Source organism: Pseudonocardia halophobica (assembly GCF_050948485.1).
GTDB classification, from domain to species: Bacteria; Actinomycetota; Actinomycetes; order Mycobacteriales; family Pseudonocardiaceae; genus Pseudonocardia; species Pseudonocardia halophobica.
Map to the genome: position 1 here is coordinate 5,613,315 of NZ_CP192046.1, position 16,445 is coordinate 5,629,759.

At 73.3% G+C, this 16,445-nt stretch carries 18 protein-coding genes; 7 read left to right on the top strand and 11 right to left on the bottom strand.

From position 1 onward, the window contains the following. Nucleotides 1-77 precede the first annotated feature (77 nt). Both ACQP04_RS26595 and ACQP04_RS26600 read left to right on the top strand, forming a co-directional pair. A complete protein-coding gene (locus tag ACQP04_RS26595) occupies nucleotides 78-689 on the top strand; it encodes an SDR family NAD(P)-dependent oxidoreductase (RefSeq protein ID WP_433503294.1) in 612 nt (203 codons plus the stop codon). 82 nt (nucleotides 690-771) lie between these two features. After that, complete coding sequence (locus ACQP04_RS26600; RefSeq protein WP_433503295.1) at nucleotides 772-1,104, top strand: carboxymuconolactone decarboxylase family protein; 333 nt, start codon at nucleotides 772-774, stop codon at nucleotides 1,102-1,104. A 223-nt stretch (nucleotides 1,105-1,327) separates the two neighbouring features. Here ACQP04_RS26600 and ACQP04_RS26605 read toward each other — a convergent pair whose 3' ends face one another. From ACQP04_RS26605 to ACQP04_RS26615, 3 genes are read right to left on the bottom strand one after another with little or no spacing between them, the layout of a single operon-like run. After that, nucleotides 1,328-1,951, bottom strand: coding sequence for a TetR/AcrR family transcriptional regulator (locus ACQP04_RS26605; RefSeq protein WP_433503296.1), 624 nt, complete (start codon nucleotides 1,949-1,951; stop codon nucleotides 1,328-1,330). A gap of 11 nt (nucleotides 1,952-1,962) precedes the next feature. Then, nucleotides 1,963-3,492 (bottom strand): class I adenylate-forming enzyme family protein, encoded by a 1,530-nt coding sequence (locus ACQP04_RS26610; RefSeq protein WP_433503297.1) that lies wholly within the window; start codon nucleotides 3,490-3,492, stop codon nucleotides 1,963-1,965. Continuing rightward, on the bottom strand, nucleotides 3,489-4,127 hold the full coding sequence (locus ACQP04_RS26615) for a nitroreductase family protein (protein WP_433503298.1): 639 nt from the start codon (nucleotides 4,125-4,127) through the stop codon (nucleotides 3,489-3,491). Before ACQP04_RS26615 ends, ACQP04_RS26610 begins: the two co-directional genes overlap by 4 nt. A gap of 138 nt (nucleotides 4,128-4,265) precedes the next feature. Here ACQP04_RS26615 and ACQP04_RS26620 point away from each other — a divergent pair, with 138 nt between their 5' ends. Then, on the top strand, nucleotides 4,266-6,197 hold the full coding sequence (locus ACQP04_RS26620; RefSeq protein WP_433503299.1) for a flavin-containing monooxygenase: 1,932 nt from the start codon (nucleotides 4,266-4,268) through the stop codon (nucleotides 6,195-6,197). Here the strand turns inward: ACQP04_RS26620 and ACQP04_RS26625 are convergent. From ACQP04_RS26625 to ACQP04_RS26640, 4 genes are all read right to left on the bottom strand, one after another. Next, entirely contained in the window at nucleotides 6,143-7,366 is a 1,224-nt protein-coding gene (locus tag ACQP04_RS26625) for a L,D-transpeptidase (RefSeq protein WP_433503300.1), read from the bottom strand. The two genes, ACQP04_RS26620 and ACQP04_RS26625, sit on opposite strands and share 55 nt — an antisense overlap. Nucleotides 7,367-7,481: 115 nt before the next feature. Further along, nucleotides 7,482-7,931, bottom strand: coding sequence for a hypothetical protein (locus ACQP04_RS26630; protein ID WP_433503301.1), 450 nt, complete (start codon nucleotides 7,929-7,931; stop codon nucleotides 7,482-7,484). A gap of 10 nt (nucleotides 7,932-7,941) precedes the next feature. Beyond that, nucleotides 7,942-8,868, bottom strand: coding sequence for a membrane protein insertase YidC (gene yidC / locus ACQP04_RS26635; RefSeq protein ID WP_433503302.1), 927 nt, complete (start codon nucleotides 8,866-8,868; stop codon nucleotides 7,942-7,944). A gap of 76 nt (nucleotides 8,869-8,944) precedes the next feature. After that, nucleotides 8,945-9,247 carry a DUF6412 domain-containing protein gene (locus ACQP04_RS26640; RefSeq protein ID WP_433503303.1) on the bottom strand — a complete coding sequence of 101 codons (303 nt, stop codon included), beginning with the start codon at nucleotides 9,245-9,247 and terminating at the stop codon, nucleotides 8,945-8,947. 78 nt (nucleotides 9,248-9,325) lie between these two features. On the opposite strand from ACQP04_RS26640, the gene ACQP04_RS26645 reads away from it, so the two are divergent. Further along, on the top strand, nucleotides 9,326-10,159 hold the full coding sequence (locus ACQP04_RS26645; protein WP_433503304.1) for a DNA-formamidopyrimidine glycosylase family protein: 834 nt from the start codon (nucleotides 9,326-9,328) through the stop codon (nucleotides 10,157-10,159). Between the two features lie 69 nt (nucleotides 10,160-10,228). On the opposite strand, the gene ACQP04_RS26650 is transcribed toward ACQP04_RS26645, so the two are convergent. From ACQP04_RS26650 to rimO, 4 genes are all read right to left on the bottom strand, one after another. Then, a complete protein-coding gene (locus ACQP04_RS26650) occupies nucleotides 10,229-11,044 on the bottom strand; it encodes a PspA/IM30 family protein (RefSeq protein ID WP_037052515.1) in 816 nt (271 codons plus the stop codon). A 293-nt stretch (nucleotides 11,045-11,337) separates the two neighbouring features. Beyond that, entirely contained in the window at nucleotides 11,338-11,712 is a 375-nt protein-coding gene (locus ACQP04_RS26655) for a helix-turn-helix domain-containing protein (protein WP_433503305.1), read from the bottom strand. A 131-nt stretch (nucleotides 11,713-11,843) separates the two neighbouring features. Further along, nucleotides 11,844-12,479, bottom strand: coding sequence for a CDP-diacylglycerol--glycerol-3-phosphate 3-phosphatidyltransferase (gene pgsA, locus ACQP04_RS26660; protein ID WP_433503306.1), 636 nt, complete (start codon nucleotides 12,477-12,479; stop codon nucleotides 11,844-11,846). Nucleotides 12,480-12,504: 25 nt separating this feature from the next. After that, nucleotides 12,505-13,980, bottom strand: coding sequence for a 30S ribosomal protein S12 methylthiotransferase RimO (gene rimO / locus ACQP04_RS26665; RefSeq protein ID WP_433503307.1), 1,476 nt, complete (start codon nucleotides 13,978-13,980; stop codon nucleotides 12,505-12,507). A 46-nt stretch (nucleotides 13,981-14,026) separates the two neighbouring features. On the opposite strand from rimO, the gene ACQP04_RS26670 reads away from it, so the two are divergent. The 3 genes from ACQP04_RS26670 to ACQP04_RS26680 all read left to right on the top strand — a co-directional run bounded on the left by ACQP04_RS26670 (nucleotide 14,027) and on the right by ACQP04_RS26680 (nucleotide 16,425). Beyond that, nucleotides 14,027-14,524, top strand: a complete 498-nt coding sequence (locus ACQP04_RS26670; RefSeq protein ID WP_037052523.1) for an amino-acid N-acetyltransferase — start codon at nucleotides 14,027-14,029, stop codon at nucleotides 14,522-14,524. A gap of 135 nt (nucleotides 14,525-14,659) precedes the next feature. After that, the gene (locus ACQP04_RS26675) at nucleotides 14,660-15,358 is read left to right on the top strand and encodes an ankyrin repeat domain-containing protein (RefSeq protein WP_433503308.1); all 699 of its coding nucleotides are present in this window, start codon (nucleotides 14,660-14,662) and stop codon (nucleotides 15,356-15,358) included. Nucleotides 15,359-15,594: 236 nt separating this feature from the next. After that, the gene (locus ACQP04_RS26680) at nucleotides 15,595-16,425 is read left to right on the top strand and encodes a helix-turn-helix transcriptional regulator (protein ID WP_433503309.1); all 831 of its coding nucleotides are present in this window, start codon (nucleotides 15,595-15,597) and stop codon (nucleotides 16,423-16,425) included. Nucleotides 16,426-16,445 lie beyond the last annotated feature (20 nt).

Sequence of the window (16,445 nt, forward strand, 5' to 3'; positions counted from 1 at the left end):
GAGCTGGCGTCCGAGGCCCTCGGGGCGGCTCCGGCGGCGTCCGCCGTGGCGATCAGATTCGCAGTCAGTTCCCGCTTGTGGCGCTCGACGAACGCAGCAGCGTCCACCATGGCTCCCGCCGCCTCGACCGCGGTGTTGTGGAAGGGGCACCCTCGCACCCAGCATCGATCGCGGCAGCTGCCGCCGCGATCAATGGTGTCTCGATCCTCGTCAACAACGCGGGGGTCGCCACCGGCGCGACGCTTCTCGAAGGAGATATCGACTCCATCCGCCACGAGTTCGAGACGAACTTCTTCGCCACACTCGCCGTCACCCGTGCGTTCGCACCGCAATTTGCAGAGCACGACGAGAGCTACGTCCTCAACGTGCTCTCCGCCTTCTCCTGGTTCAACGTTCCGGCAGTCGGGGGATACAGTGCGTCCAAGGCCGCGCAATGGTCACTCACCGACGGCCTGCGTCAGGAACTCTCTGGACAGGGCACCCGCGTGGCGGGTCTTCACGTGGGCTTGATGGACACCGACCTCACGGCGAGCACCGACGCTCCGAAGGAGGACCCGTCGAACATCGCGCGGCTCGCCGTGGATGGGATCGAGGCCGACGCGTTCGAGATCCTCGCTGACGAGCAGAGCAACGCCATCCGCGCGGGCCTCGCCGGCGGTGTGGCAACGCTCTATCCCAACCTGACTTGACCAGAGCTGCTCGACGGGAGTGTCTGATGAGCATCGAACAGAACGACCCTCAGTACGCCGCCGCGCCGACGAAGCTGAGCGAATGCTCGGCTTCCGCCTCGAACGCTTCCTCGGCACGACGGACGCTGAACCGCCGAACGCTGCAGACTTCAAGCGCATCGCAACCGTACAGACATTTGGTGCAGCATGGCCACGCACCGAACACCTCGACACCCGCACCCGCGCACTCATCTCGGTCGCAATCGCGGCCACGCTCGGGGTTCGCGAGCCCCTTCGTGGACAGCTCCGCATCGCCCTGAACAACGGCGTCACGAAGGAGGAAATCGTCGAGGCGTTCATTCAGCTCAGCGTCTACGCGGGCGCTGCGCGCGCGTTCGAAAGCTATGGCATCGCCGCGGAGGTCTTCGGCGAGTGAACATCGCCAGGCCCTCACACACTGGCGAAGTAAGACTGAGCCTGAGGCACGAGCAGCCGGTACCTTCTCAGCTCGGATCTTTCGTCCTGAGGCCAGGTGGCGTCCACGGCGGCGATCAGCGGCCGACCGGCTCGGTGCCGTGATCGGGCGCGTGGGCCCCGGCCAACCCCCACGCCCGCGCCCGAGCCGCGGCGCGGGCTGTGTCGATCCGGCCACCACGGTTCTAGTCGAGGTCCCCGCGCCCCCCGAGCATCCGCCCCACGACGAGTTCGACGTAGCCCTCGACGACGTCGTCGAGGGAGAGGCCGCGGTCTTCGCGGAACCAGCCGCTGAAGCCGTTGAGCATGTCGAGCACCCCGAACGCGGCGAGCTGCGCGTCGGGCACCGTGAACTCGCCGGACCGCATGCCCGCGGTGATCACGTCCCGGACCCGCCGCTGGTAGTAGCGGCGGTGCCCGTCGATCTCCGCGCGGTGCTCCGGGCTCAGGGACGCCATCTCGTGCAGCCCGACGAGGTGCTCGACCCGCCGCCGGTACAGGTGCCGCAGGTGCGCCCGGACCAGCATCGCCATCCGGCGGGCGGGCGTGCCCGCGGCGTCGAGCAGGGGCAGGTTCTCCTCGCACGGCTCGCGCGTGACGGTCAGGCAGACCGCGTAGAGGATCTCCTCCTTGGCCGCGAAGTGGTGGTAGAGGCTGGCCCCGCGGATGCCGACGGCGTCGGCGATGTCCCGCATGCCGACGTGGGCGTACCCGCGGTCGGCGAAGGTCCGCGCGGCGGTGGTCACGATCTCCTCGCGGCGCAGCCGGGTCCGCGCCGTGCGGGACAACGCCAGCGGCTCCTGCGTCACGCCGTCACTCCTCACACGGGCACCGTCCGCAGCTTCCGCTTGAGGATCTTGCCCTGGGGGTCGACGGGCAGCTCGGCCACCACGTGCACCGCCTTGGGCACCTTGTAGCCGGCCATCCGCTCCTTGCAGAAGGCGATCACGTCGTCCGGGTCGACGGCCACGCCCTCCTGCGGGATCAGGAACGCGGTGACGGCCTCGGACCAGTACTCGTCCGGCTTCCCGACGACCGCCGCCCGCAGCACGCCGGGGTGCTCGTGCAGCACCCGCTCGACCTCCTGCGACGACACGTTCATCCCACCGGACTTGATCACGTCCTTGAGCCGGTCGCGGAAGAAGAGGTTGCCCGCGGCGTCGACCCGGACCATGTCGCCGGTGTGCACCCAGCCGTCGGCCATGACCTCGGCGGTCCGCGCGGGGTCGCGGTGGTAGCCGAGCATGACCGACGGCGTTCGGCACAGCAGCTCGCCGACCTCGGCGTCGTTCCCCTCGGCGTCGACGACCCGGATCTCCAGGTGCGAGACCGGGGTGCCGATCCAGGTCGGGTCGTGGTCCGGGACGTCGTCGAGCGTGCGGAACCAGCCCACGGTGCCCAGCTGGGACAGCTCGGACTGGCCCCAGTACGTCCCCCAGACGACGCCGGGTGCGGCCGCGGCCCACGCCGAGATCGCGTGCGGCGCGACCTGGCCGCCGTAGGTCATGCACCGCCGGACGGCACCGACGGCGTCGGCGCCGAACCCGGCCTGACCGGCGAGGGCGAGGTAGAAGGTGGGGGTCTGGGCGATCACCGTGACGCGCTCGCGGGCGATGATCTCCAGCGAGCGGGCCGGGTCGGTGGTCGCGGGCAGCACCAGCGTGGCGCCCATGAGCGTCAGCGTGGTCATCGAGCCGAGCCCGGCGATCGTGTGGAAGGGCATCACGAACAGCCAGGTGTCGTCCGGCCCGGTGCGCAGGCCCCAGCTCCACGCCGGCGCCGTCGAGATCAGGTAGTTGCGGTGCGGGATCAGCACGCCCTTGGGCGTGGCCTCGGTGCCCGAGGTGTAGACGAGCATCGCGACGTCGTGCTCGTCGACCTCGGCCCGGGGCTCGGTGTCCTCCGCGGGCAGCTCGGTGCCGTACCCGACCAGAGTCGTCCCGGCGGGCAGCACGCTCCCGACCAGCTCGGCGAACGCCGGCGCGGCCAGCACGACCCGGGGCTCGGCGTGCCCGAGCTGGTGCGCGACCTCCGGGGCGCGGTGCAGCGGGTTGATCCCGGTGAACGCCGCGCCGAGCTTGAGCGCGCCGTAGTACGCGGCCACGACGTCGACGGAGTTGGGCGCCATCGACGCGACCACGTCCCCGCGGCCGATCCCGAGCCCGCGCAGCAGGTGCGCGTACCGGTTCGCCCGGCGGTCCAGCTCGGCGTAGGTGGTCTCGGACCGGGCCCCGTCCGCGGTGTACCCGACGACGGCGACCGCCGCGGGCCGGGTGCGGGCGTGCCGCCGCAGCTGGTCGCCGATCGTGGCGCGGGCCAGCGGGCGGGTGTACTGGTCGGCGAGGCTCATGCGAACAGCGGGGAGCCGTAGGTGTCGGCGAAGACGGTGTCCTCGACCGGTCCGCGGCTGAGCTTGCGGGGGAAGCCTTTGGCCGGGTAGCCGATCGCGACGTGCGCGGCGGTGATGATGCCGTCCGGGATGTCGAGCAGCTTGCGCACCTCGGGCTCGGAGTGGCAGAGCAGGGTGGTGACGGCGGACGCGACGCCCTGGTCGCGCAGCGCCAGGCAGAAGTTCTGCATGGTCGGGTAGATCGACGCGCCGCCGACCACGGACAGCCGGCCGAGCTCGTGGTCGGTCGGGTGCAGCCCGTCGAGCTCGGCGCAGACCACCACGATCGCGGGGGCGTCGGCGAGGTGCTCGGCGAAGTGGTCGGCGTCGGCGACGGCCTTGGGCACGGCCCCGACGCGGACGTCGCCGATCCCGACCCCGGCCAGGTAGGCCTTCCACGGCGGCAGGTAGAGGTCGGCGAGCGCGCGCTTGCGCTCCGGGTCGCGGACCACGACCCAGCGCAGCGGCTGCCGGTTGCCGCCCTGCGGCCCGAAGCGGGCGGCGTCGAACGCGCGGTGGAGCACCTCGTCGGGCACGGGGTCCGGGGTGAAGTACCGGCAGGTGCCGGTCGTGCGCATCGCCTCGGTCAGCTCCATCGCTGTCTCCCTGTCCGCGGTTAGGTGTCGGTGGGGAGCATGGAGTGGTCCTCGACACCCGTCAAGGCCCTTGTCGCCGGACGATCTTCCCCATCTGCCTAACCGCGGTTAGGCTTTCGCCGACGAGGAGGTCCGCCAATGGGGTTCGTGCCGTTCGCGCCGGAGCGCGCGCCGATCGACCGTGCCGCGCTGGTCGCGGCCCTGGAGGAGGCGAACCTCCCGTCGCTGGTCGCGGTGCTGTACCAGCTGACGGGCGACCGGCGCTGGCTCGCCGACCCCTACCGACCCACCCGCAGCCGCGGGATGGAGGACAACGACCCGGGCGGCTTCCCGCCGGAGATCCGGGCCGAGATCCGGGCCGCCGCGGCCGACGCCGTGTGCGCCTGGGCCGACGGGGCGCCGGTCGCGGTGCCCGCGCCGACCGGCGAGACGCTCGCCGAGATCATGAGCGTGGCTGTCGGCGAGGACGTGCCGCTCGAGTACGCCGAGATGACCGCCGAGGACATGGGCTTCGCCCCGGTCGCGGTGCGCCGGGCCCCGGAGGGCGCCCCACGGGCGATCGTGATCGGCGCCGGCGTGTCCGGCATGCTCGCGTCGATCCGGCTCGCCGAGGCCGGGATCGAGCACGTCGTCCTGGAGAAGAACGCCGACGTCGGCGGCACCTGGCTGGAGAACGCCTACCCCGGCGCGGGCGTCGACACCCCCAGCCACCTGTACTCGTACTCCTTCGCGCCGCGCGACTGGACCACCCACTTCGGCAAGCGCGACGAGGTGTGGGAGTACCTGCGCGCGGTCGCCGACCGGCACGACCTGCGGGACCGGATCCGCTTCGGCACCGAGGTCGTGGCCGCGACCTGGGCGGACGGGCGCTGGACGGTCCGGACGGCGGCCGGCGAGGAGCTCGCCGCCGAGGTCGTGATCACCGCGACCGGGCAGCTCAACCGCCCGAAGATCCCGCCGATCCCCGGCCTGGACCGCTTCCGCGGGCCGCTCTTCCACACCGCCGAGTGGCCCGCCGACCTCGACCTGACCGGGAAGCGGGTCGTGGTGATCGGCACGGGCGCGAGCGCGATGCAGGTCGTGCCCGCGGTCGCCGAGCGGGTGGCGCACCTGACCGTCTTCCAGCGCTCGCCGCAGTGGGTCGCGCCCAATGAGGTCTACTTCTCCCCCGTCCCCGGGGGCGCCCGGTACCTCGTGGAGAACGTGCCCTTCTACCGGCTGTGGTACCGCACCCGGCTCGCCTGGAACACCAACGACCGCGTGCACCCCGGGCTGCAGAAGGACCCGGCGTGGGAGCACCCCGAGCGCTCGGTCAACGCCCTCAACGACGGCCACCGGCGCGTGTTCACCCGGTACCTGGAGGCCGAGCTGGCGGGCCGGCCCGATCTCGTCGCGAAGGCGCTGCCGGACTACCCGCCCTTCGGCAAGCGGATGCTGCTGGACAACGGCTGGTTCGCGGCGTTGCGGCGGGAGGACGTCACCCTGCTCACCGAGGCCGTGGCCGAGGTGACGGAGACCGGGGTCCGCGGCGCCGACGGGACCGAGGTCGAGGCCGACGTGGTCGTGCTCGCGACGGGCTTCCACACGCACCGCGTGCTGTGGCCGATCGAGGTCCGCGGGCGCTCCGGCCGCCGGATCGACGAGGTCTGGGGCCCGGAGGACGCGCACGCCCACCTCGGCATCACCGTGCCGGACTTCCCGAACATGTTCCTGACCTGTGGCCCGGGCACCGTCCTGGGGCACGGCGGCAGCTACATCACCATCGCCGAGTGCCAGGTCCGGTACATCGTGGACCTGCTGGTCACGATGGCCGAGCGGGGCATCGGTACGGTCGAGGTGCGGCCCGAGGTGGAGGCGGACTACGTGCGGCGCCACGACGAGGCGCACGAGGCCATGATCTGGACCCACCCCGGCATGCGGAACTGGTACCGCAACGCCGCGGGCCGCGTGGTCTCCGCGCTGCCGTGGCGGATCGTCGACTACTGGCGGATGACGCGCGAGCCCGACCTGCGGGACTACAGGGCCGAGCCGGCCTTCCAGTCCGCCCAGCTCAGCTCCCAGTCCCCGTAGGTGTCGTAGACCGGCAGCGGCGGGCCGCCCGAGTTGGTGATCTCGACGACGTCGCCGATGCCGAAGTGGTCGAAGAACCACTGGGCGTCGGCCGGCGCGAGGTTGACGCAGCCGTGCGACACGTTGGAGCTGCCCTGCTGCCCGACGGACCACGGTGCGGAGTGGACGAACTCGCCGTCGTTGGAGATCCGCTCGTCGAGGTCGACCTTCTCCCGGTAGTAGCCGGGCTGGCCCTGGCACACGCCGTAGGTGCAGGAGTCCATGATGATCGACGGCTGCTTGTCCGAGATGACGTGCGGGCCGGTGTGGGACGGGAAGCCGGGCGAGCCGAGGCTGATGTTCATCGTCTTGACCAGTTGGCCGTCGTCGAAGATCTGCATCTGCTCGGTGGCGCCGTCGGCCTTGGCGACCCAGCTGTCGTGCACCTTCACCGTCATGGTGCGGTCGGTGGAGCCGTAGGTGCCGGCGCCGAGGTCCACGCCGTAGAGGTCGGCCTCGACGCTCAGCGTGGTGCCCGGCTTCCAGTACTGCTGCGGCCGGTAGTGCACCTCGGTGTCCGAGATCCAGTACCAGCTGCCGGCCTGTGCCGGGCTGGAGGTCACCGTGAGCGCCTTCTCGGCGGCCGCGCGGTCCGTGATCGCGTGGTCGAACCGCACCACGATCGGCTGTCCGACGCCGACCGTCGGCACCGAGTTCGGCGCCGGGATGAACGACGGGTAGGCCTCGGCCTTCGGGTCGACGGTCGCGACGGTGCCGTCCGTGTGGCCGGGCGCCTGGTCGCGGTCGAGCGTGTCGACGGCCACGGCGTAGGTGGCCGAGTAGGCGAGGTCGCCGGTGGAGGTCCAGGTGTGGCCGTCCGGCGCGAGGGTCCCGTCGACGGCCTTGCCGGTCGCCGTGTTCGTGACGTGCACGGCCTGCGCTGTGCCGTCCGCGATGCTCACGGTGATCGGCTGGGTCGGGTTCAGCGGCGTGCCCTGGTCCGGCGTGATGTGGACGACGGGGGCGGGCGCGGCGTCGACCGTGGGCAGCCCGGCGACGGGAGCGAGCCCGTCCGCCCCGAACGCGCCGGCCGCCGCGCTCGGGTGGCTGCCCACCAGGACCCCCAGACCGAGCACGACCACGGTCGCGACCCCCAGCGCGGTGGAGCCCCACCGTCGCGTCACCTTCATCCCCACCGTCCTCCGCCGTCGACCGCGGAACATTCTGGCGAGGTGAGCACGACCACCCGGCAGCGGTACGTGAACGTCCCGATCGGGCGTTTTCGCAGGTGACGAAGCGGACAGATCACCGGCCGACGGCGGCGACGAGCGCCCGGAGCGCCTCCTGCATCGAGGCCAGGTCGGGCCCGCACGCCGACGCCGGGCCGGGCGGGGCGCCGACGGGGATGCACTGGTCCTGGGTGAACCGGTTGACCGCCCCGTCGACGGCGTCGGCCGCCTTCGCCAGTGCCTGCGGCGAGGCCACCTCGCGCGCCTCGGCGCGCGCGGCGGGCACCACGTTCTGCACCTCGCGGACGAACCGCGCACAGTCCGGGTAGATCTGCTCGGCCGGTTTCGTGGCGCACTCGTCGAGGGAGATCGAGGCGAGCTTGGTCCGCAGGGCGGGGAGGGTGAGGCTGGGTGCGCCGTCGTCGCCCGAGCTCGCCGCGTGGGTGCTCGACTCGCCGCACCCCGCGAGCGCGGCGAGGGCCACGGCCACCACGGCCGCCAGGCGGGCGGTTCGGAACGTGCTCACCCATCCGACCCTAGGCGCCCCGCCGGGCCCGGGCCGCCGTCGCCCCAGGTTTGCGGATCGGCTTCTGCCCCGGACGCGGGGCGACGGCCGGGGTGCGGACGGGTGCACGGACCGGGGCCGGCGGCTGCTCGCGCTCGATGATCCGGCCGATCACGTGCTGCTGCCCGAGAGTCCACGCATTGCTGGTCAGCCAGTAGACGAGGATCGCGATCGGGAACGGGAAGAACAGGCCGCCGACGATCGCGCCGAGCGGGAAGAGCCACGGCGTCAGCCTCATGACGCCTGCGATCCGGGCCGTCTGCGGGTCGGTCGCCGGCTGCTGCTGCCGCAGGGACCGCCGCGCGGTGACGTGCGTCGCGACGGCCGCGAGCAGCATCAGCGGCACGGCGACGGCGACCACCGAGATCCGGTCGACGGGCGCGCCGAAGGAGTCCAGCAGGCCCTGTGGCATCGAGACGTAGGCGGAGAGCGGGGCCCCGAACAGCCGGGCCTCGAGGAAGGACCGCACCTCGTCCGGGCCGAAGACGTAGTTCGGGATCGCGGCGTTCCGGTCGAACGTCAGGCCGGGTCGGTTGAAGTAGCGCAGCACGTGCAGCAGTGCCACGAACACCGGGATCTGCACGAGCACCGGGAGGAACGAGCCGAGCGGCGAGACGCCGTGCTCGCGGTGGAGCTTCATCGTCTCCTCGGCGAGCTTCTGCTTGTCGCGGCCGTGCCGCGTCCTGAGCTCGGCGAGCTGCGGGGCGATCCGGCGCATGCGCTGGGCGGAGCGCATCTGGCTCAGCACCGGCCTGATCATCAGCGCGCGCAGGGTCAGGACCAGGAACACCACGGACAGGGCCCACGCCACGCCGCTGCTCGGGCCCAGGACCAGGCCGAACGCCTGGTGCCAGAACCACATGACGGCGGACACGGGGTAGTAGAGGAAGTCGAGCACGGTCCACCTCCACCTCCCGGAGCGGGAGGGAGTCGGGTTCTCGGCCAGGCGAGAGCCCGGCGGCGCCACGTGGGGACTACACCGCCGGGAGGAGACCCGACGGTGCGCGTGCGCGCGTGCGACCCGGCGCGTCCGGGTCGAGCTGGCGGAGGACCCGCGAGCGGGAGGCGCGGCGGTGCCGGTGCCGGCGGGCCGCCGCAGGGCTGCAGGCGGAGGTCGCCCGCAGGACGGCCGACGCGTGCCGCACCAGCCCGATCGCCCAGAGCGCGGCACCGACGACACCGAGCAGCACGCTCGGCTCGGCCGCCACGAGGGCCCACCCCGTGAGGAGCAGCCCGAGCAGCAGCAGTCCGCTGCGCCTGTCCGCTCCCCCGGTCACGGGACCATGGTGGCACAGCGTGCGCCCCTCCCGCCGCGACCGAGCGCGCCGGCGGGGCCGCGGCGGTAGCGTCGGGGGGTGCCTGAGGGCGACACCGTCCACCTGGCCGGGAAGCGTCTGAACGGGGCGCTCACCGGGCACGTCCTGCTGCGCGGTGAGATCCGGCACCCCCGGCTCGCGGGCGTCGACCTGGCGGGGCTCGGGGTCGTCGGCGTCGCGTCGGTGGGCAAGCACCTGTTCACGCGGTTCGACGACGGGCGCAGCCTGCACAGCCATTTCCGCATGGACGGCGCGTGGCACCTGTACCGCCCCGGCATGCGGTGGCGGCGGCCCGGCTACGAGGCCCGCGCGGTGCTGGAGGTGCCGGAGCGGGTGGCCGTGGGGTTCGCGCTGCACGACCTCGAGCTGCTGCCGACCGCGGAGGAGTCCCGGCTCGTCGGACACCTCGGTCCCGACCTGCTCGACCCGGCCTGGGGGCCGGAGCAGGAGGCGGAGGCGCTGCGCCGGCTCACCGCCCGCGCCGACCACGAGCTGGGCTTGGCGCTGCTGGAGCAGCGGGTCATGGCCGGCGTCGGCAACCTCTACAAGACCGAGATCTGCTTCCTGCTCGGGCTCTCGCCGTGGACGCTCGTGCGGGACGTCCCGGACCTGCCCGGCGTCGTCGCGCTGGCCCGCACGCTGCTGCTGAACAACGCCGACCGGCCGGAGCAGACCACCACCGGCTCGCTGCACCCCGCCGAGGCGCACTGGGTCTTCGAGCGCGGCGGCCGGCCCTGCCGCCGCTGCGGCACCCGCATCCGGGTCGCCGAGCAGGGCGACGGCGTCTACGCCCGGGTCGCCTACTGGTGCCCCCGCTGCCAGCCCGGCCCCGCCCCGCGGCCCGCCCGCACCCGTCGCCCGGTCCGGCGCTGAAGGACGGACGCCGAGAACGCCGGACGCCGCCCCTCCCGCGCGGGAGGGGCGGCGTCCGATCGGGAACCGTCAGGCGGTGCCGGGCTGCTGCTGCCCCTGCGGGGTGCTCTGCGGGGCCGCCGGGATCTGCTGGGTCGGCTTCTCCTCCGACCCGGAGATCGGGGTGCCGGCCATCGACGCGCGGATCTGCTCCAGCCGGTTGGCGCCCGCCATGTCGACGGTCGCCTGCTGCACCTCGAGCATCCGGCCCTGGACCGAGTTCTGGGCCAGCTCCGCCGAGCCGATCGCGTTGGCGTAGCGCCGCTCGATCTTGTCCCGGACCTCCTCCAGCGACGGCGTGTTGCCGGGCGCCGAGAGCTCGGTCATCTGCCGCAGCGAGGCCGCGGCCTGCTCCTGCATCTTCGCCTGCTCGAGCTGGCTGAGCAGCTTCGTGCGCTCGGCGATCTTCTGCTGCAGCATCATCGAGTTGCGCTCCACGGCCTGCTTGGCCTGCGCGGCGGCGCCGATCGACTGGTCGTGCAGCGTCTTGAGGTCCTCGACCGACTGCTCGGCCGTGACCAGCTGGGTGGCCGTGGCCTGCGCGGCCTGCTCGTACTGCTGCGCCTTCTGCTCGTCGCCCTGGGCCCGCGCCTGGTCGGCGAGGACCAGCGCCTGGCGCGCCGACGCCTGCAGCTTCTCGATCTCCCCCAGCTGCCGGTTGAGCTTCATCTCCAGCTGGCGCTGGTTGCCGATGACGGCCGCCGCCTGCTGCGAGAGCGCCTGGTGCTGGCGCTGTGCGTCCTCGATGGCCTGCTGGATCTGCACCTTCGGGTCCGCGTACTCGTCGACCTTCGACGAGAACAGGGCCATCAGGTACTTCCAGGCCTTCGTGAAACCGTTGGCCATCTGCTCCGCCTACCTCCGAGTGCGAACCGGGTACCGCCTCCACCGAGCGGCCCGCGTGTGTCCCCCCGCGACCGCCGAGCGGTGCTCTTGCGCCCATCGTGGCATCGCCACGGCCTCGGGTGCCACCGCGTGCGGACGATATCGGGGATCGTCCGGAGGCCGCCCTCGGGGCGACCCGGGTCCCAGGCTACCGGGCCCGGGCGGCGCAGTACGGGGAGATCGGACGAACCGGACAGCAGTGGGCGCACTCCACCCACAGGCGGATCTCAGGCGGCCGGGAACCCGGCGCCGGATCAGGCCGCGGAGGCGACCGGGGCGCCGGGGCGGCTGCCGCCGAGCGGGGCGCCGGTGCGCACGGGGGCCAGGCGCAGGTCGGTGTGCCGCTGCCCGATCGGGACCAGGGTCTCGTTGCGGCCGACGAACTCCAGCTGCTCGTCCCGCGTCATCTCGCTGATGACCTCGGCGAGCAGGTCCGGCAGGGCGACGTCGAGCGCCTCGCAGATCGACGCCAGCAGCTCGCTCGAGGGCTCCTTGCGGCCGCGCTCGACCTCCGAGAGGTAGCCGAGGCTGACCCGGGCTGCGCGGGAGACGTCGCGCAGGGTGCGCTTCCGCAGGGTGCGGGCACGCCGAAGGCTGCCACCGATCGCCTCACGCAGCAGCAGAGCCATGCGCCCACCCTCCTCGTCGGACCCGAGCAACCCCGTCCGGGGGACGGGGTGCTCCCACCGTACCGAGTCCGGGCCGCCCGCGTCGCCGCAGCGCGGCGCCCGACACGTCCGCCGTGGGCGAACAGCGGCGCTCAGGCGCGGCGCAGCGCCGCCCGGGCCGCGGCGCGCAGCCGGACCGCGCGCACCACGTAGTCCAGGCCGGTCACCACGGTGAGGACGATCGCCACCGCCATCAGCGTCCACCGGACGACCTCGACCGCACCGGCCGCGGAGGGCAGCAGGAGCGTCAGCGGCAGCACGTAGACGCCGATCGCGAAGATCTGGACGAGCGTCTTCAGCTTCCCGCCCTTGCTCGCCGGGATCACCCCGTGCCGGATCACCCAGAAGCGCAGCAGCGTCACGCCGATCTCGCGACCCATGATCACGACGGTGACCCACCAGGGCAGCAGCCCCAGCACCGACAGCCCCACCAGGGCCGCGCCCATCAGCGCCTTGTCGGCGATGGGGTCGGCGATCTTGCCGAACGAGGTGACCAGCCCCCGCTTGCGCGCGATCTCGCCGTCGAACCGGTCGGTGATCGCGGCGACGGCGAACAGCAGGGCCGCGACGAGCCGCCAGGCCAGGTCCGTGCCGTCGAGGTGCAGCAGGGCGAGCAGGAAGAAGGGGACGAGCAGCAGCCGGACGCCGGTGAGCACGTTGGCGAGGTTCAGCAGCGGGACCGCGTTCTCCGGCGAGGCGACGGGCTCCTCGGCCGGGACCGCGCTCATCGCGCTCCCCCGCCGCCCGCGGCGCTCATCCCGCCGTTCCCACGGTCACGAGGCCGGCGGCCGCCGGGACCACGACCTCGCGGGCCTCGACGACGAGGTCCGCCCCCTCGGAGTCGACCACCTCGGCCCGCACGAACGCGCCCACCTCGAGGGGCTCGCCGTCGAGCTCGCCGGAGACGAACACGCACTCGCCGTCGACCTCGGGGGCCTGGTGCGCGGCACGTCCGGTGGCGTCCTCGGTCTCCGACTCGGCCGTCTCCACCAGCACGACGACCTCGGTGCCGATCCGCTCCTCGGCCCGCTGCGTCATCAGCTCGTCGACCAGCGCGGAGATCCGCTCGACGCGCGCGGCGACCTCCGCCGGGTCGACCTTGCCGTCGTAGCCGGCCGCCTCGGTGCCCTCCTCGTCCGAGTAGCCGAACACGCCGACGGCGTCGAGCCGGGCGCCCGTCAGGAAGGCCTCCAGCTCGGCGAGGTCCTCCTCGGTCTCCCCGGGGAACCCGACGATCACGTTGCTGCGGATGCCCGCCTCGGGCGCGACGGCGCGGATGCGCGCGCAGAGGTCGAGGAAGTCGGTGCGGGAGCCGAAGCGGCGCATCCGCCGCAGGACCGGATTCGACGCGTGCTGGAAGGACAGGTCGAAGTAGGGCGCGACCCCGTCCGTGGCCGCGACGACCTGGAGCAGGTCGGGACGGGTCTCGGCGGGCTGCAGGTAGCTGACCCGCACGCGCTCGATCCCGGGGATCGCGGCCAGCCGGGGCAGCAGGTCGACCAGCGCGCGAGTGCCGCCGGGAAGGTCCTTCCCGTACGACGTCGAGTTCTCGCTGACCAGCACGAGCTCCCGTACCCCGTCCCGGGCGAGCCATGCGGCCTCCGCGAGCACCTCGTCCGGGTGGCGCGACACGAACGAGCCGCGGAAGGACGGGATGGCGCAGAACGCGCAGCGGCGGTCGCAGCCCGAGGCCAGCTTGAGGCTCGCGACCGGGCCCGTGCTCAGCCGGCGGCGCGCGATGTCGGGGACCCAGGCGTGGCCCGGGATCGCGACGTCGACGCTCGCCTCCGGGCGCTGTACCGGCGAGATCGGGAGCAGGGTGCGCCGGTCGACGGGCACGTGCGGGGTGGGGGTGTGGCCCGCGACCACGTCCCCCAGGCGCTCGGCGAGGTCCGGGTAGGCGTCGAAGCCCAGGACGGCGTCGGCCTCGGGGAGGCTGTCGGCCAGCTCCTTGCCGTACCGCTCGGCCATGCAGCCGACCGCGACCACCTTGGCGCCGCGGCCCTTCGCCACGTCCGACGCCGAGAGCAGCGTGTCGATCGAGTCCTTCTTGGCCTGTTCGACGAAACCGCACGTGTTCACCACGATCACGTCCGCCTCGTCGGCCTCGGCCAGCTCCCAGCCGCTCCCGGCCAGCCGGCCGGCGAGCTCCTCGGAGTCGACCTCGTTGCGGGCGCAGCCCAGTGTCAGCAGGGCGGCCCGGCGGGGCGCGGCGTCTCGGGAGCTCACGAGTCACAGGGTAGACGGCAGCTCGCATGATCTACGCTCCACCGCCATGGCAGCGGTGGCCGTCCGGCGGGCCCGCACCGCCGACGTGACGACGATCAAGTCTCTCGTGGACAACTACGCGGGCAAGGTGCTGCTCGCCAAGGAGATCGTCACCCTCTACGAGGCGGTGCAGGAGTTCCTGGTCGCGGAGATCGACGGCGAGGTCGTCGGGTGCGGCGCGCTGCACGTGCTGTGGGAGGACCTCGGCGAGATCCGCACGGTCGCGGTGCACCCCAAGGTGCTCGGCCGCGGGGCGGGGCACGCCATCGTGTCGGCGCTGATCGACGGGGCCCGTGAGCTGGGGCTCAAGCGGCTCTTCGTACTCACCTTCGAGCGACACTTCTTCGCCCGGCACGGGTTCGCCGAGATCGACGGCACCCCCGTGTCGCAGGAGGTGTTCAACGCGATGCTGCGCTCCTACGACGCCGGTGTGGCGGAGTTCCTCGACCTCGCCCACGTCAAGCCCAACACCCTCGGCAACGTCCGCATGATGCTCACCCTCTGACCCCGCGAGTCGGGACTTCCAGCACCGCGAGTCGGCAGTTCTGGCAGCGCGAGTCGGGAGTTCCGGCAGCGCGAGTCGGGAGTTTCGGGCGTCCGGGATGCACATGCGGGGAGACCGGCGGGCAGGATCGACCGCATGACCGAGGCCGAGGAGCAGGCCGTCGCCGCGATCCGGGCCGGCGACGCGGAGGCGCTGCGCCGCCTGCTCGCGGCCGAGCCCGACCTCGCCACCGCCCGTCCCGACGGCGCGCGAACGCTGCTGCACGTCGTCGCGGACTGGCCCGGCAACCGCCCGGCCGGACCCGAGATGGCGAGGATGCTCGTGGCGGCGGGCGCGGACGTCGACGCCCGGTTCGTCGGCGCGCACCGCGAGACCGCCCTGCACTGGGCCGCCAGCAACGACGACGTCCCCCTGCTCGACGCCCTGCTCGACGCCGGCGCCGCGATCGACGCCGACGGTGCGGTGATCGCCGCTGGCACACCCCTCTCCGACGCCGTCGCATTCGGGCAGCACGCCGCCGCGCGCCGGCTCGTCGAACGGGGTGCGACGCCCCGCCCCGCCGAGGCCGCCGCGCTCGGCATGGTCGACCTCCTGGTCGCCGAGTACGAGGAGCACCCACCGCGGCCCGACGACGTCGACGTCGCGTTCTGGTACGCCTGCCACGGCGGGAGCCTCGACGCGGCCGAGTACCTGCTGGACCGCGGAGCCGACCAGGACATGCTGCCGCCGTGGGAGCGGCTCACCCCGCTCGACGCCGCCGAGCGCGCCGCGGCCGCGGAGCTCGTCGACTGGCTGCGGCAGCACGGAGCCCACCGGGCCGCCGAGCTGGGATGAACCGGCAGTAGCTCGCGACTCGCGCTGCCGGAGCTGCCGACTCGCGGTGCTGGAGGTCCCGACTCGCGGAAGGACCCGGCGCTACTCGCGGGAGGGCAGGGCGCGAATCGCGGGAGGCGACAGCGCGACTCGTCGGGGGCTGGAGTGCGACTCGCTGGGGCTGCAGCGCGATTCGTGGGAGGGCGGGTGCGGGTCGTGGGGTGCGGGGCGTTGAGCAGCGGCGATACCCTCGGACCATGTCCGACCCGACCCGCCCCGAGGGCGGCTCGGAGCTGGTGTGGGCGCGGCCGGCTCCGGCGCTGCGCCCGCTCGTCGACCTGTACAGCGGCTACCGCATGCCCGCGTCGGCCCCCGGCACGCACATGGGCGTCCCGGGCGGGCACCTGACCTTCCTGCTGTGCCTGGACGGCGTCGTCGACGTCCTGCGCACGCCCGATCCCGCCCGGTCCCCCGGCTCGTTCCGCGGCATGGTCGGCGGGCTGCACGACCGCCCCGCCGTGATCGCCACGGGGCCCGCGCAGACCGGCCTGCAGCTGCGGCTGACCTGGCTCGGCGCGCGCACCCTGCTCGGCGCCCCGGCGAGTGCCCTGGCCGGCGACGTCGTCGGGCTCGGCGACCTCCTCGGCCGGCGGGCCGACGTGCTCGTCGAGCGCCTCGCGGAGGCCCCGACCTGGGCGAGCCGGTTCGCGCTGCTCGACGCCGCGTTCAGCCGGCTCGCCGCCGACGCCCGCCGCCCGGACCCGCACCCGGAGGTCGTGCACGCCTGGGACCGGCTGGCGGGAACCGGCGGCACGCTGCGGATCGAGGAGCTCGCCCGCGAGATCGGCTGGAGCCGCAGGCACCTGGCCCTGCGGTTCCGCGACGAGATCGGCCTCGCCCCGAAGTCGGCCGCGCGGGTGATCCGCTTCGAGCGGGCCTGCGACCTGCTGCGCGGTCCCGCGCGCCCGGCCCTCGCCGACACGGCCGCGGTCTGCGGCTACGCCGACCAGGCCCACCTCGCCCGGGACTTCCGCGAGCTCGCCGGGCTCACCGCGACCGAGTGGCTGGCCGAGCGCCCCGACGGCTGATCCGGTTCCCCCACGACCGC

What these genes read in the sequence shown, in the direction of transcription:
- pgsA (WP_433503306.1), bottom strand. Translation starts at nt 12,479, where the DNA reads ATGAGCGCGGTCCCGGCCGAGGAGCCCGTCGCCTCGCCGGAGAACGCG.
- ACQP04_RS26615 (WP_433503298.1), bottom strand. Translation starts at nt 4,127, where the DNA reads ATGGAGCTGACCGAGGCGATGCGCACGACCGGCACCTGCCGGTACTTC.
- ACQP04_RS26625 (WP_433503300.1), bottom strand. Translation starts at nt 7,366, where the DNA reads ATGAAGGTGACGCGACGGTGGGGCTCCACCGCGCTGGGGGTCGCGACC.
- ACQP04_RS26610 (WP_433503297.1), bottom strand. Translation starts at nt 3,492, where the DNA reads ATGAGCCTCGCCGACCAGTACACCCGCCCGCTGGCCCGCGCCACGATC.
- ACQP04_RS26655 (WP_433503305.1), bottom strand. Translation starts at nt 11,712, where the DNA reads ATGGCTCTGCTGCTGCGTGAGGCGATCGGTGGCAGCCTTCGGCGTGCC.
- ACQP04_RS26620 (WP_433503299.1), top strand. Translation starts at nt 4,266, where the DNA reads ATGGGGTTCGTGCCGTTCGCGCCGGAGCGCGCGCCGATCGACCGTGCC.
- ACQP04_RS26680 (WP_433503309.1), top strand. Translation starts at nt 15,595, where the DNA reads ATGTCCGACCCGACCCGCCCCGAGGGCGGCTCGGAGCTGGTGTGGGCG.
- ACQP04_RS26650 (WP_037052515.1), bottom strand. Translation starts at nt 11,044, where the DNA reads ATGGCCAACGGTTTCACGAAGGCCTGGAAGTACCTGATGGCCCTGTTC.
- ACQP04_RS26675 (WP_433503308.1), top strand. Translation starts at nt 14,660, where the DNA reads ATGACCGAGGCCGAGGAGCAGGCCGTCGCCGCGATCCGGGCCGGCGAC.
- ACQP04_RS26600 (WP_433503295.1), top strand. Translation starts at nt 772, where the DNA reads ATGCTCGGCTTCCGCCTCGAACGCTTCCTCGGCACGACGGACGCTGAA.
- ACQP04_RS26670 (WP_037052523.1), top strand. Translation starts at nt 14,027, where the DNA reads ATGGCAGCGGTGGCCGTCCGGCGGGCCCGCACCGCCGACGTGACGACG.